A 13,768-nucleotide genomic window follows, 5' to 3' on the forward strand; every position below is an offset into this window, starting at 1 on the left:
AATTGCAGCAAAGGTAAGGCAGTGCAGGGAGCAATGGACAAATTCATTACCTTTCCCTACAAACAGAAAATCTACGTTATGGCCCTCATATTACCAGTAAAAGGAGTACTCCCGCAGCAGGGAAATAATTGTTTTATTGCCCCCAATGCCACCATCTGTGGCGATGTGATCATGGGCGATGATTGCAGCGTATGGTTCAATGCCGTGGTACGCGGTGATGTGAACAGCATCCGTATGGGAAACAAAGTGAATGTGCAGGATGGTGCGGTGATCCACTGCACCTATGAAAAAACAAAAACCATTATCGGCAACAACGTGTCTATCGGGCACAATGCCATTGTGCACGGCTGTACAGTGGAAGATGATGTGCTGATCGGGATGGGAGCCATCGTAATGGACAATGTACTGGTGGGTAAGAACTCTATCATCGCCGCGGGCGCGGTGGTACTGGAAAATACCATCATTGAAGCCGGCAGCATCTATGCGGGCGTGCCTGCAAAGATGGTAAAGAAAGTGAGCCAGGACCTTATGAATGGAGAGATCAAGCGTATTGCAAACAATTACCTGATGTATGCAGGCTGGTTTAAAACAGAAGAATAGGAAAGTAACAGGATAACCCGCGGGAATAAAAAGAGGGCTGTCTCAAACTTCGAGACAACCCTCTTTTGTTCGGGTACCTGATGGAAAAACTTTCTGTTTAAGCAATTCTCAGGGCCTTCATTTTACTTATGAGATTTCCCCTTGTATTTTCTTTAGAATGATAATTTGAAACTTCCGAACACCCCGAAACGTTTGTTCCACTGATCGTCTGCAGTGGGCTGCGGTGTTACGCGCCAGATGAAATCCACGCGCAGGAATTTGAAGATGTTCTCAATGCCTGTACCTACTTCCAGGTAGGGATTGCCTTTCAGGGTACGGAAGGGATAACCTTTGGTGAGGTTCAGTTCACGGTTGGCAGGTGAGAGATCGCCGATGAGGCCTTTCGCGGTCCAGAACTGGCGCCATTTCAGTTTTTTGATAAGGGGGATATATCCCAGCAAACCATTGCCAATGGTGTGTTCCAGGTTCACGCCCACATATTCATCGCTCAGGAATTCAAAGCGGTTCATCATGTTGAACGCGTACTTATCGTAGTAATACAATTCGTTGCCTTTTGCAATATCCAGCTGTGTGTAGGGCAGGGTACCAAAGATCTTCCCGGCAAATACATTGTAATAGAACTTGCCTACCGGCGGCACTTTTACGTAGTCATACACCTGCAGTGCCACGCGCTGGTATGAGTACTGGCTGCCCAGTACATCCGGTATGCCCACGGAATAATCCGCTTCCACGATCGGGTATTTGCTACCCAGGCTGGTGCGGTAAAAATCGCCCTCCAGGAAGTTTTCATGCCAGGCATAGCGCAGTTGCAGCTTGGCCTCAAAGTTAGTGAGAGGCGTGCCTTTCTGGCCTTCCTTCGCATAATCTTCAATGGTGGGTAAGGGCGCAAACGGGTGGTAGGCGGAGTGGATAAAATTCAGGTGATAAGAAAAGCCGCTCCAGTATTCCCTGAAATATTCCGCACGGTAAGTTTCCGTCATCAGGAATTTCTGGGGCACACCCGGCTTGCGGATCGCCACACTGAAGATGTTGCCGGTGCCTATTTCGTCCGTATAGGTGATCCCGTTATCCAGGTCCTTGGTGTAAGAGCCATACACGTAGCTGCGCGGGTGGCGGCTTAGCAGGTACAGTGCCGTGAGCTGGCCTTTGTACACATGATCAGAGAAGCCGTATGCCAGGTAGCCTGTGAGGTACAGGTTAGGATGGAATTGCTTAGTGGTGGCCAGGTCCAGCTCCGTGCGGAATCCTTCCAGGTCATTGGCCGTGAAAACATAATACCACGGGCCATACTTGATAGGCCCAAACGGCTTGTAACCGCCTGCGATGAACTTAATGGTATTGTAATATTTATTGAACAGGGGCATGTGGTAGAGTGAGTCCACCATCTTGTAAATACCAGCTTCGTTGCCGCTAAGACTATCCGGCCGGTTGTGCGACCAGAACGTATCCTGGCGCTGCTGGGCATCGGCCAGCAGGTTAATGTTGGACGGATACCGTTTGTCTGAAAAAATATTCGTGACGGATGTATCATTCATTACCACATCCGTGTAGGTAGTGGTTTTACGGCCAATGAAATCCAGTGTTTTAGTGGGATTAGGCCCGGGCGGGGAAAAGTCCGCCACAAATTTATCCTTGGCCAGGAACCAGGTGCTGTCGGGCATTTGCCGGAATTCCTGCACCATGCTGATCTTCTTGATGAAGTTAATATTGGCACTGCGATCCGTGGTGAGCGTTACTTTCATCACCGCGTAGGTGGTGTCGTGTACCCAGATGTCGCCGCTGAAAGCGTTGTCTCCCTTGCGTTTGGGCGTAAAGGCCAGTTTAATGAAACGCTGGTTGCTGATGTATTCCGTATCCGCGATCTTGTAGTCGTAGAACAGCTGTCCGTTGTTGTTGATAGGACTGGCAAACTGTTTATCAAATACGGGGATGAAGTTGTCGTACACGTTCACATTCTGGTACATGCCGCCCATGAGGCGCATAAGGCTTGCATTGTCAATCCCCGATGTTTTGGATGCATTGATGATCTCCTTGGTCTTATGCGGATCTTTCTGGTAGTAATATTCAGACATGGTTTCGGTGAGGTACACCGGCAGGAAGGGTTGTTCTTCCGACGTGCTGTCTATATTATCCAGGATGAAGGTGAATGGCTTGGTGAGGAAGTTATGGGAGAACTTCTTCTTGTTCACATTTTTGAGATCGATCTCGATCTTGTTGTACAACTGGTATTTGTAGTTGGGAATGCGGTCGAAATTATTTTCCGGTTTGTGTTTTACGATCTGGCGCAGGAGGATGAGGGCAAAGTTCACATTGGCCTTTACCTCGTGCACTTTCAGTGACACGTCGGAGCGTTCAATATCGAAGTTGATGGTTTGATTGGGTACATTGCGCTTTACGGGCATGGCCAGGAGGCGGTAGCCCATTACCCTTACCTGCAGGGAATCTCCTGGGATAGATGACAGGTCAAAAGTATATGCTCCGTTTACGTCTGTGACCATACCGGTATTGGTATGGGGGAATACCAGGGTAGCAAAAGGGATGATTTCTTCCGAGTGGGCGTCGCGTACCACTCCGGTGATCTTGTATTGCGCAAACAGGCTAATACCCCATACTTGTAGACCTAAAATTATAGCTATGATTCTCGTCCAACCCGTCATAATTGCGGTAAAAATACTGGTTTTTTATCCTTGAAAGTCATGTCTTTGTCCGATCTGGGCCGCGTTCGGGGCCAAAACCGGTGGTTCTGGGGATAGTTCCGGCAAAGTTTCCTTTTGTACCGGTGAAATAACGGCAGGGAAACCTGGAAAGTATTATCGGTGCCCGTTTTGAGCAGGCAACTTATCCAGGTGGATCGCTACAGTTTTCACCGGGGGTACAACGCTTAATACGGCAACGAAGTTACCGTAAAAATGAAGACCCTGGGTGGAAGTAATGAACGGGTAATACAATTACCGGGCCGGGGAGTGGGATATGTACATCATTTTGTAGGTGGATGCCGGGATGGGGCCTGTGGGAGGCGATTGGCACGGGAGCGGGACGGGAGGCCCGGTGAGCGGCTGATCTCCCGGGAGGGGAAAGCCGCGGTTCAGGACCGTCTCCCGGGAGCGGGGCAAGGAGGCCCGGTGAGCAGCTGTTCTCCTGGGAGGGGAAAGCCGCGGTTCAGGACCGTCTCCCGGGTGCGGGGCAAGGAGGCCCGGTGAGCGGCTGATCTCCCGGGAGGGGAAAGCCGCGGTTCAGGACCGTCTCCCAGGTGCGGGGCAAGGAGGCCCGGTGAGCAGCTGTTCTCCCGGGAGAGGAAAGCCGCGGTTCGGGGCCGTCTCCCGGATGCGGAGAAAGGGGGCCTGCCTTTGGGAGAGGAAGTACTTTGCTCACAAAGCAAGGGTAATTTTTTTTACAAGCAAGGCCATGCCCTGGTTGGCGACCATCGCCGCCGGGGAGACAGGCCCCGCGGGGCGATGGTATCCCCTTCCCCCCTTTTAAACATTTTCCATTTGGCAATCCCACATAAATGCATTTGCTTTGTAGTGCAAAGTGCTTTAACACATGACCGAAGAACAATCCATCCAGGCATTGCATGATATTAAGCGTATCATGGAAAAATCCACGCGCTTTCTCTCCCTCAGCGGACTGAGTGGAGTGGCGGCGGGCATCATCGCCCTGGCCGGGGCGTACGTGGCGCATCTGCGCATTGATCATTACCGCGCACTGGTGCAGCCGTACGGTGGGGATGTGGACTACGATGCGGCCGTGCAGCATGCACGTACCGCCGGACGCGCGGTGCTGAGCGCGGATGCCGATATATGGAACCAGCTCCGCCTGGAATTATTGATCCTGGCAGGTGTAATTGTGATCCTGGCCTTTGGTGCCGGTTTTTACTTCACCTGGCGCAAGGCAAACCGGGAAGGTGCCTCCCTTTGGGATGCCACTTCGCGCAAAATGGCCATGAACATGATCGTCACCCTGGGCAGTTCAGGATTGTTCCTGCTGGGTTGTATCTATCACCATTACGATGTTACCATAGGGCCCGCCTGCCTGGTATTTTACGGGCTGGCACTGATCAATGTGAGCAAGTACACCGTGCGCGATGTACGTTACCTGGGCCTCACGGAAATAGCACTGGGCCTCATTAACTTGTTCTTCTTTGATATAGTGGGTTACAGCCTTATTTTCTGGGCGCTGGGCTTTGGGGTATGCCATATTATCTACGGACTGCTCATGTGGTGGAAGTATGAGCGGCACCCTGCAGAGGGCTAGAACCTGCTACCATGGCCTGGGTGGGGAGCGTATATTTGCAAGCTGTCAATTACTGGGCGGACTGCTTATCTTTGTGACGTCAATTGATCTTTTTTGGAATGGAAAATCCCATCCTGCATTTAAATAAAATTTTTGAAAGCCGTATACGCCTGGGCGTGATGAGCATTCTCATGGTGAATGAGGAGGTGAATTTCAATGACCTGAAGCAAATGCTGGAGCTCACAGATGGCAACCTGGCCTCGCACCTGAACACGCTGGAAGAAAGCGGCTACCTCAAAGTGCATAAGGGCTTCATTGGCCGCAAGACCAACACGACCTACGCCGTAACTAAAGCCGGCGAAAAAGCCTTCAAAAACCACCTGGCCGCCCTGGAAGCCATGATCAAATCTGTAAAGTAATTTTTTTTATCTATATACTTTGAAATACAAAGTGCTTTTTAAACTCTAAAACTGACACGATGGAAAATCAATCGCCCGAGGTCAACCTCTTCCAGCGCTACGCCCCGGTAATCAAAGCTATGGTGATCCTCCTGCTCGTGGTAATACTGCTCATCCCCGCGGTAATGCTGCAAGACCTCATCCGGGAAAGACACGCGTACCAGCAAAGTGTTACCGCCTCTATCAATGATCAATGGGGAAAGTCGCAAACTGTGACAGGGCCCGTACTGGTAGTGCCTTACCGCGTGCCCAAAACGACAGATGCCCAGGCGGCCGGTGAGGTGCTGTATGCATACGTGCTCCCGGAAAAACTCGCTATCAACGGCAAGTTGCACCCGGAGCTGCGGAGCCGGGGCATTTATAAAACGGCTGTTTATGATAGCCACCTGGATCTGAAGGGCGATTTCAAAAGCCTGGCGCTCAACTCTCTGGGCATAGACCCTGCCTGGGTGCTCCCGGACCAGGTGAGCCTTTCCGTAGGTGTGTCTGACCTGAGGGGCATCAGCAGTGAAGTAAAGATGGTGTACAACAACAGTGACTATAGCTTCACGCCGGGTGTGGCCAACCAGGACCTGTACCCCAGCGGCATCCTTACCCGCGTGCCGGTACAGTTACAGGAGGGCAAGCTGGTGGCCGGTGATTTTGATATCCACTTTGACCTGAAAGGCTCACAACAATTGTTCTTTTCCCCGGTGGGCAGCTTCACCCAGGTAAACCTGGAAAGCGATACCATGGAGCCCAGCTATGAAGGTGACTTTTTACCCAAGACCCACAGCAGCCATGGGAAAGGGTTTACGGCAAACTGGCAGGTGCTGCAGCTGAACCGCAATTACCCGGATGCATGGGTGGGCAATACCTACCATATGGAGCACGGCAACTTCGGTGTGCGGTTAATGACCTCCATAGATGCTTACCAGCAAACCAGCCGTGCTTCCAAATATGCTATCCTCATTATAGGCCTCACGTTCCTGGTGTTTTATTTCATAGAACTGCTGCAGGGCCGCAGTGTGCATCCGTTGCAATATAGCCTGATCGGTGCCGCGCTTATCGTGTTTTACACCCTGCTGCTCTCTATTTCCGAGCAGACCAATTTTGATGTGGCCTATCTCATTGCTTCCATTATGACCATCGGGTTGATCACCGGTTTTACCGGCAGCATGTTCCGGAAGCTGGGCACTTCCCTTACAGTGGCAGGTTCCCTTTCCTTTCTCTACGGGTTTATTTACGTGATCCTGCAATCGGAAGATAATGCCCTGCTGATGGGCAGCCTGGGCCTGTTTGTGATCCTGGCAGTGCTCATGTATGTGAGCCGCAAAGTACGTTTTGACGTGCCCCGCAGGCTGTTGGCCAGCGAGGCTTAATTCATTCACCTTAAAAATCCAAACAAGATGATCCTGCATCCCTGGTTTAAAAAGTACGGTATCACCTACGTGCCGCTCACCATAGGCGGCAGCCTGGTCACCGTGCTGGCTATAGCGCTTTGCGGGTGGCTGCTTTTCACCTTTGACCGCGGTTGTCACAGCCTGCTGAGCATAATGGCGCATTTTTTCCTTTATTTTACCGTGGTAGGCGGCGCCTGGACCTGGGTGGCTGCCCGTACATCGGTAATTGACAAAGCTCATGAACAAATTCACTAACTACTGGCGCACCCGCTTTCTTAGCTTTGGTTACGCTTTCCAGGGCATGGCCGCCTTCCTGCGCAGCGAGCCGCATGCCCGCATTCACGCACTGGCCACCGTAGTGGTGGTAGCATTGGGTTGCTATGTAAAACTGCCCGCCCTGCAATGGGTGCTGCTGCTGCTGGTCATAGGAATGGTGTGGGTTACAGAGATGATCAATACCGTGGTGGAAAAGATCATGGACCACGTGGCGCCCGAGCGGCACCCGCGGATAAAATGGATCAAGGATGTAGCCGCGGGGGCTGTGCTGGTGAGTGCCATCATTGCGGTGATAGCGGGTGTGCTGATCTTCTTTCCATATTTACAACGATGAAAAAGTTACTATCACGCTTACGGATATACGAATACAAAGAGCAGCTGCCGGACTGGCTGCAACACCTGTTCATTGCCGCGTTTCCGCTGGCCATGCTGGGCGTGCGGGTACAGCACACCAGGCAGCCGGGTATGATGAATATGGCCTGGAACATTGTGTTGGCCCTGGTGCCACTCATCATCAGCACCGCCCTTACCCGGGTGCCCCGGCTGCAACGGCGCGTTATATTGTGGGCGCCCATGGTTTTTGTGTGGCTGATGTTCCTGCCCAATGCACCTTACATGCTCACGGACCTTTACCACCTGTTCCAGTACCAGGACGTGCCCCGCTGGTACGACCTGATCCTGCTGCTGGCCTTTGCCTGGGCTGGCATGGTGTGGGCTTACAGCTCCCTGCAGCAAATGCAGCACTTCTGGAGCCGGAAGTTTCCCCGCATAAAGCCGCTGGTCTTTAACGCCGTGGTATTCCTGCTCACCGGCATGGGCGTGTACATGGGCCGCTACTGGCGGTGGAACAGCTGGTACGTGTTTACCCAGCCCATGCAGATCGGCAAGGGCGTAGCAGGCCTGTTCCTGCACCCGCATCATCACCTGGATGCCTGGGCATTTACCGCCTGCATGGCCGCCTTGTTGTGGGTGATGCGCCCAATGGTGCACCGGCCAGCGCAAGCATGAGTAAGCATAAAAAAAACAGCAGGCCTTCGTAGCCTGCTGTTCCTTTTTATATGCGTTAAGTAAGTGCGGTTTAGAAATCTACGCCCAGTCCAAAGTAAATGATGGGAGAGCCGCGGAAGAAACCCGTCATGGGCCAGCCCGCATCCAGGCGCAGGAAGTAGCTGGCAATGGTGGAACGTACACCGAAACCATAACCACCCACAAACGGGCCGAGAAAGCCTTCCTTGATCTTGGTAGTCACCTGGCCATTGGTATAGTATGTATAGTTAGCGTCTTTGAACGACAAGGATTTATTCCATGCCGTACCAATATCCATGAAGGACACTACCTGGAAGTTGCGGATAAATGCAGAAGTGATGGGCTTTTGCAGGAAGGTGGCAAACACCGGCAGGCGCAGTTCCTGGTTGAACAGGAGGGCGTTGTTACCATTCTTCGCATTCTGCTTGTAACCACGCAGCGGTGCGGTGAGCGTCTGGAACGCGTAAGATTCCGTGGTGCTTACCAGCGGGTAGCTGTTAATCTTGGGGAACATCCAGTTGTCCGTACCACCCAGGTAGTAGAGCATTTTCTCTGTACCGACGGAGAAGTCTGCAGACAGGCGGGTTGCCCAGATGAAGTTGCGGAAAATGGTGGTGTAGTGGCGGCCGTCAAAACCATAGTTCACCATCAGGCCTCCTTTGCCGGGAACCGGCGCCCCAAAGAACTGTGACAGGTCACTGCCGCCCATGCGGAAGTCGCCCTCCACATATGCTTTGTAGCGGGTGCCTTTCCAGATATTGATAGCGGGATTGAGGGTATTGTCATACACGTATTCCACGCGGCCAATGGCGTAGGTATTGTGGTGGTCACTTTCGTGCAGGCTGGTAGCGTCAGATGCCAGGGTCACCAGGCGGTCGTTGCGGATAGCGCCGGTGAGGCCGATGCGCTTCACAGGGCTGAACGGATAGCGCACTTCCAGTTGGTACAGGTTGGTCTTCAGCTTGGCCGGGTAGCTGATGCCGGAAGAACCGCCGGTACTTACCACGATGGCGTCTTTCTCTGCCTTGCGGTAGTAGGTGAATTTATAATCGAAGCGCCGCTTCAGGTATTCCGTAGTGAAGAAGTATTCCGTGCCGTTCAGGTCCAGCGGCAGGCGGAAGCCCCCATTGAACTTGAGGTCTTCCATGAGGTCACTTACGCCCAGGCGTATCATGCCGTTGAAGGGATTGGCCAGCTGGATGGGGCCAGTAGGCATGCCTGCGTTTGTACCGGTGAAGGTCTGGTAACGGTTGATGAGAATAGAGTTATCCAGTTGCAGCAGCACGTAATCCGTGGCAAACTTTAACCGGTAGGGGAATAATTGTGATTTCTTGAGCACCGGTTCTTCACGGTACATATTCACCGTGGGAGAGGGTGCGGCCGCTTCCAGTTGGCGTTTGGTGGTATCGGGCTCATTGCCGAATTCGTTCTGGAAGAAATCATTATGCCGGGCGGTGTCCACGGTAGCGGGCACACTCACGGGGATGCCTAAACGCAGGCTGTCTTCATGCATCTGTGCCTGGCGGTAGTGGGTAGGCCTTGCGGTTACGTTGCGGCGGCGCAGCGTGTTGGTATCCACTTTCAGTTTGTACAGGCGTTTATAGTCATTGAGCGATACCACTTCAGACACCTGGCCCTGGTCCCCGCCAATAGTGGATTCCTTGATACCATACTGGTAGTTGGTAATGGGGAAAGTGTAGGTGGAATCTTTGGTCAGCGTAACCACCTGCACAGAGTCCGGCCCGGTAGCGCCATAGTCTGCCAGGGCAGAGTCCAGTTCTTCTTTTTCAGGATTGTGGAGGATCTCCGCACCTACGTAGTACAGGGTGTCTGCACCGGCACGCTCTGTTTTGAAGAAGCCGGCATAACGGTTACGGATACCGTTTGCATCTGATACAAAGGTGAAGTGGGTGGTGTTATACTGCACGGGCAGGCGGGCATCGCCATAGGCCATGTTCGTCAGCTGGGAGATCTGCTTCTGGGACGTTTTGTTGAAGTTGTCTACCAGGAAGATGTTATAACGCCCATGGGGCAATGTAGTATCCGAGCTGCGGGCCGTAGCGGAAGGCCGGTTACTGGCATAAATGATACCCTGCTTGCCGGGGAAGGCCACGAAAGAGGGGTCCAGGTCGTCAAACACGTCGTTGGTGATCTGCTCGGATCTCAGGTTGCTGATGCTGTAGGTGTAAATGTCGGAGTGCCCGTTCTTCACAGCGCTCAGCAGCAGGGAGTTGTCGTACTCCCAGAGGTATTTCACATCCAGCACGCGCTCATACTGGGGCAGGTCCTGGCGGATGGTGATCTTTGTAATGAGATCATAGACCATCAGCTTCGTCTTGCCTTCTTTTTCATAAATGATGGCCAGGCGGTTGCCCTTCTGGTTCCATGCCAGCAGCGGGTAGTTAGGGTCCAGCTCAGACTTCTGCTGGCGCCAGCCGCCATGCAGCAGGTCCTTGCGGGTTTCATCACCCAGGCGGATCTCCACGTGCCAGATACCTTTCTTAAATTCCACTACTGCGTAGGTATTGTTCTTCGGGTTGGGCTGGAAGCGGAAGTAATCTTTTTTAGTGGTTTCCAGTGCTACGATGGCGCGGCCCTTGGTCACCTGGCGGCGGCGGCGGTTGTCCTGCTGGTAGCGCTTGGCGTTGTAAACAAAGAAGTCCTGCATGATAACCTTGGGCTCTTTGTTCAGCACCTGCTCAAAGCCCTTTTTCATGCCATGGCTGATGCGGGAAATATACATGAGGTAAGGCACGGCATCCTTACCATACTTGCTTTCAATATAGTACCAGAAGGCATGCCCGGCCAGGTAGGGGTTGTCGTAGGCAAACTGGTTAAAGTTGCTGTATTTGGCAGATTGCACCACGTTCTTCAGTTGTTCATCCAGGTCAGTATTCCAATGTTCTGCGGCATAGGCAATGAAACCGTCGGTGAACCATTTGGGCAGCTCTCCCCCCACGGCGTTACCGGCAAATTCGCCAATGTCTTCGCCAAACAACAGGTTTTCCAGCATCACGCGGGCTATGCCTTCGCGGATCTGTTTACGCAGGTGCTCATGGTCCCCGTCGTAGTACACCAGCAGTTTGTTGCCTACCAGCTTGGCAATGCCACCGGTGTTCTGCCAGTCAATACCAATACCGATATTGGACTGCAGGTATTCACCATAGTTATTATACACCACGATGTTGACGCGGTTGCGGAAGGTAAATTCCATGAATTGTTCCAAGGAGGGGAGTTCCAGCTCGGCCATCTGGGCTACGTATTTGCCCTGTTCAAGGCCGTTCTGGCTGAAGTAGGTATTAAAGTGGCGGCTCTGGTAAAAACGCCATTTGAATTTCTTGAATTGAACCCGGTTTTTCCCATACTCTACCGTATTGGTTTGGGCGTGGGCAGCAAACGTGGAAAGTATCAGCATTCCGGCGAATAAAAACCTGGTAATAAATCGGTTCATACTGAAAGTATTGATAATATTGTATATCGATAAAATTATATAAAAATCGGCGAAACAATGATCCAAATCCAACAATTCACTTTCAACCCTTTGCAGGAAAATACCTACCTGCTGATCAGCGAGGGGAAAGCGTGTATCATCATAGATCCTGGTTGTTATTATGAAATTGAGCGCAAAGAACTGTTAGACTTTATACAACGCGAAAAGTTACATGTTGTCCAACTTTTAAATACCCATACACACTTTGACCACATTTTCGGCAATACGCTTATAGCGAAGACCTTTGGACTGAAGCCTGCCTTTCATGCAGCAGACCAGCCGGTGTTTGACCGGGCCACGGAAGTGGGTGTGATGTACAACATCCCGTTTGAGCCTTCTGTGCCTCCGGGCCGCTACCTGGAAACCGGCGAGCGCATACCCTTTGGTGATGCGGAGCTGGAGGTGCTTTTCACCCCCGGACATTCGCCTGGCAGTGTATCATTCTATTGTGAAAAGGAAAAGTTTGTGATAGGCGGGGATGTGCTGTTTTACCAGAGCATTGGCCGCACAGATCTGCCTTACGGCGATCATGAAACGTTACTCACCAGCATCCGGGAGCAGCTGTTTACCTTACCGGACGATGTAAAGGTTTTTCCCGGCCACGGACCGGCTACTACCATCGGGTTTGAGAAAAAGTACAACCCTTTCCTGCAGGGATAATGCGCGAGTGGTATTTCCGGGCCTTCAGCCATCTAACGTATAATTAACAATGAGCGGTATACATTGGATTAAATATCAATTTATATAATATGAATAGGGCAATGGCGGGTGTCACCACCCGCCATTTTGCTACAATTTACCGATGTATTTGCCCACAAACGGGAGTTTGGCAAATTCTCTTTTCTCCATTTTCAGTACAAACCAAAGATAAGCAAAGAAGAACAGCAGGCCGGTGCCCAGGGTGGCCGGGGTAAGGGCGTATGGAGCGCCGGGTGAAAGCAGGTGGTTGGTAAGCCATGCAAAGAAATAATACACCACCACGGCGCTCCCGATGTAAGTGAGGATGCGGGGCAGGTGGTAAGGCACGGGGTAATATTTTTGCCCCAGGGCCCAGCAGATCACCATCTGGACCAGGTAGCACACCATGGTGGCCAGCGCCGCGCCAAAATAGCCCATCCTGGGTATCCACCATGCATTACAGCCCCAGGCCAGCAGCGCGGTAATAATGGTGATGGCCGCCCCGGTGCGGGTACGGTCTGTGATCTTGAACCAGATGGTAAGGTTATAATAAATGCCCAGGAATACATTGGCCAGCAATAATACCGGTACAATGAAAAGCCCCTGCTGGTAAAACTTGTTCTTTACCAGGAATATTTTCCAGATGTCCAGGAAGAGGCTCACAAAGAGGAACATCACACAAAGCAGCACCACGAAGAGTTTCATGATACGGGCATACACCTTCTGTGGGTTCTGGCCCTCCGATTGTTTAAAGAAGAAAGGCTCTGCCCCCATCTTAAACGCCTGTATGAACATGGTGATGAAGATGGCCATCTTGTAATTGGCGCTGTAAATAGACAGCGCCTCCTGCTTTTCATGCAGGGGCATGTGCAGGTAGGTGGGCAGGAACCAGGCACGGTCCAGGGTTTCATTGACCATACCGGCCAGGCCAAACACCACCAGGGGCAGGGAGTATTGCAGTAGTTGCTTCCACAGCGGCCAGTTGATCTTCCAGTCTATCTTCAGGATCTGGGGCAGGAAGAGCAGAAGGGTCATGCCGCTGCCCATTACATTGGCCAGGTAAATGTAGCCGATCTGCTCACCGCCGGTGGTGGGATGGGGCATGAAAGGCACCCCGCTGGCGTGCAGCTTGGGCCCCAGCCACAGGAAAAATACGTTGAAGAAAATATTGGTAAGGATATTGGCAATGCGGATAATGGCATAGCGCACCGGGCGCCCGTCCAGGCGCAGCTGCGCATAGGGAATGGCCGTTACGGCATCAAAACACAGCACCAGGACAATGTACAGGTAGTAGCTGGGATGCCCGGTAAGCCCGGCCATCACGCCCTGGGGAGAATTGATCACCGGGGTGCGCACCAGCATGAACAGGATGAAGGCAATGGTGGAACTGGCAATGAGGGAGATCATGGAAGTGCTGAGCACCGCTCTTTCCTGGCCCTGCTTGGCAAAGCGGAAGAAAGTGGTCTCCATCCCATAAGTGAGGATCACATTGATAAAGGTAATGTAGGCGTATACGCTGGACATGGCCCCGAAAGACACGGTGTCCATCAACACCAGCAAATAAAATGGGGTAAGTAAGAGATTTAAAAACTTGCTGATTATGTTGCTTATTCCGTAAAAAACCG

General features: G+C 52.1%; 11 protein-coding genes. 8 read left to right on the plus strand and 3 right to left on the minus strand.

From position 1 onward, the window contains the following. The first annotated feature begins 78 nt into the window (after positions 1-78). Complete coding sequence (locus tag DCC81_RS04925) at positions 79-600, plus strand: gamma carbonic anhydrase family protein (RefSeq protein WP_108686465.1); 522 nt, start codon at positions 79-81, stop codon at positions 598-600. A gap of 152 nt (positions 601-752) precedes the next feature. Here the strand turns inward: DCC81_RS04925 and DCC81_RS04930 are convergent, their stop codons facing one another. Further along, on the minus strand, positions 753-3,170 hold the full coding sequence (locus tag DCC81_RS04930) for a DUF5686 family protein (RefSeq protein WP_165806438.1): 2,418 nt from the start codon (positions 3,168-3,170) through the stop codon (positions 753-755). Positions 3,171-4,143: 973 nt separating this feature from the next. Between DCC81_RS04930 and DCC81_RS04935 the strand changes: the two genes are divergently transcribed. The 6 genes from DCC81_RS04935 to DCC81_RS04960 all read left to right on the plus strand — a co-directional run bounded on the left by DCC81_RS04935 (position 4,144) and on the right by DCC81_RS04960 (position 7,957). Beyond that, complete coding sequence (locus DCC81_RS04935) at positions 4,144-4,854, plus strand: hypothetical protein (protein ID WP_108685470.1); 711 nt, start codon at positions 4,144-4,146, stop codon at positions 4,852-4,854. Positions 4,855-4,952: 98 nt separating this feature from the next. Beyond that, positions 4,953-5,252 (plus strand): winged helix-turn-helix domain-containing protein, encoded by a 300-nt coding sequence (locus DCC81_RS04940; RefSeq protein WP_108685471.1) that lies wholly within the window; start codon positions 4,953-4,955, stop codon positions 5,250-5,252. Between the two features lie 59 nt (positions 5,253-5,311). Further along, positions 5,312-6,652 carry a cell envelope integrity protein CreD gene (creD, locus tag DCC81_RS04945; RefSeq protein ID WP_108685472.1) on the plus strand — a complete coding sequence of 447 codons (1,341 nt, stop codon included), beginning with the start codon at positions 5,312-5,314 and terminating at the stop codon, positions 6,650-6,652. Between the two features lie 27 nt (positions 6,653-6,679). Next, positions 6,680-6,928, plus strand: a complete 249-nt coding sequence (locus DCC81_RS04950; protein WP_108685473.1) for a hypothetical protein — start codon at positions 6,680-6,682, stop codon at positions 6,926-6,928. Further along, on the plus strand, positions 6,912-7,283 hold the full coding sequence (locus DCC81_RS04955; RefSeq protein ID WP_108685474.1) for a diacylglycerol kinase family protein: 372 nt from the start codon (positions 6,912-6,914) through the stop codon (positions 7,281-7,283). Before DCC81_RS04950 ends, DCC81_RS04955 begins: the two co-directional genes overlap by 17 nt. Beyond that, positions 7,280-7,957: a DUF1361 domain-containing protein gene (locus DCC81_RS04960; protein ID WP_165806439.1), complete on the plus strand. Its 678-nt coding sequence runs from the start codon at positions 7,280-7,282 to the stop codon at positions 7,955-7,957. The genes DCC81_RS04955 and DCC81_RS04960 overlap by 4 nt, the downstream gene beginning before the upstream one ends. 70 nt (positions 7,958-8,027) lie before the next feature. Here DCC81_RS04960 and DCC81_RS04965 read toward each other — a convergent pair whose 3' ends face one another. Further along, positions 8,028-11,390, minus strand: a complete 3,363-nt coding sequence (locus DCC81_RS04965) for a hypothetical protein (RefSeq protein WP_108685476.1) — start codon at positions 11,388-11,390, stop codon at positions 8,028-8,030. A 93-nt stretch (positions 11,391-11,483) separates the two neighbouring features. Between DCC81_RS04965 and DCC81_RS04970 the strand changes: the two genes are divergently transcribed. Beyond that, positions 11,484-12,125: an MBL fold metallo-hydrolase gene (locus DCC81_RS04970; protein ID WP_108685477.1), complete on the plus strand. Its 642-nt coding sequence runs from the start codon at positions 11,484-11,486 to the stop codon at positions 12,123-12,125. A 129-nt stretch (positions 12,126-12,254) separates the two neighbouring features. Here the strand turns inward: DCC81_RS04970 and DCC81_RS04975 are convergent, their stop codons facing one another. Then, a complete protein-coding gene (locus DCC81_RS04975; protein WP_133177544.1) occupies positions 12,255-13,691 on the minus strand; it encodes an MATE family efflux transporter in 1,437 nt (478 codons plus the stop codon). Between the last annotated feature and the right edge of the window lie 77 nt (positions 13,692-13,768).

The sequence above is a fragment of the Chitinophaga parva genome (assembly GCF_003071345.1).
Taxonomy (GTDB): domain Bacteria; phylum Bacteroidota; class Bacteroidia; order Chitinophagales; family Chitinophagaceae; genus Chitinophaga; species Chitinophaga parva.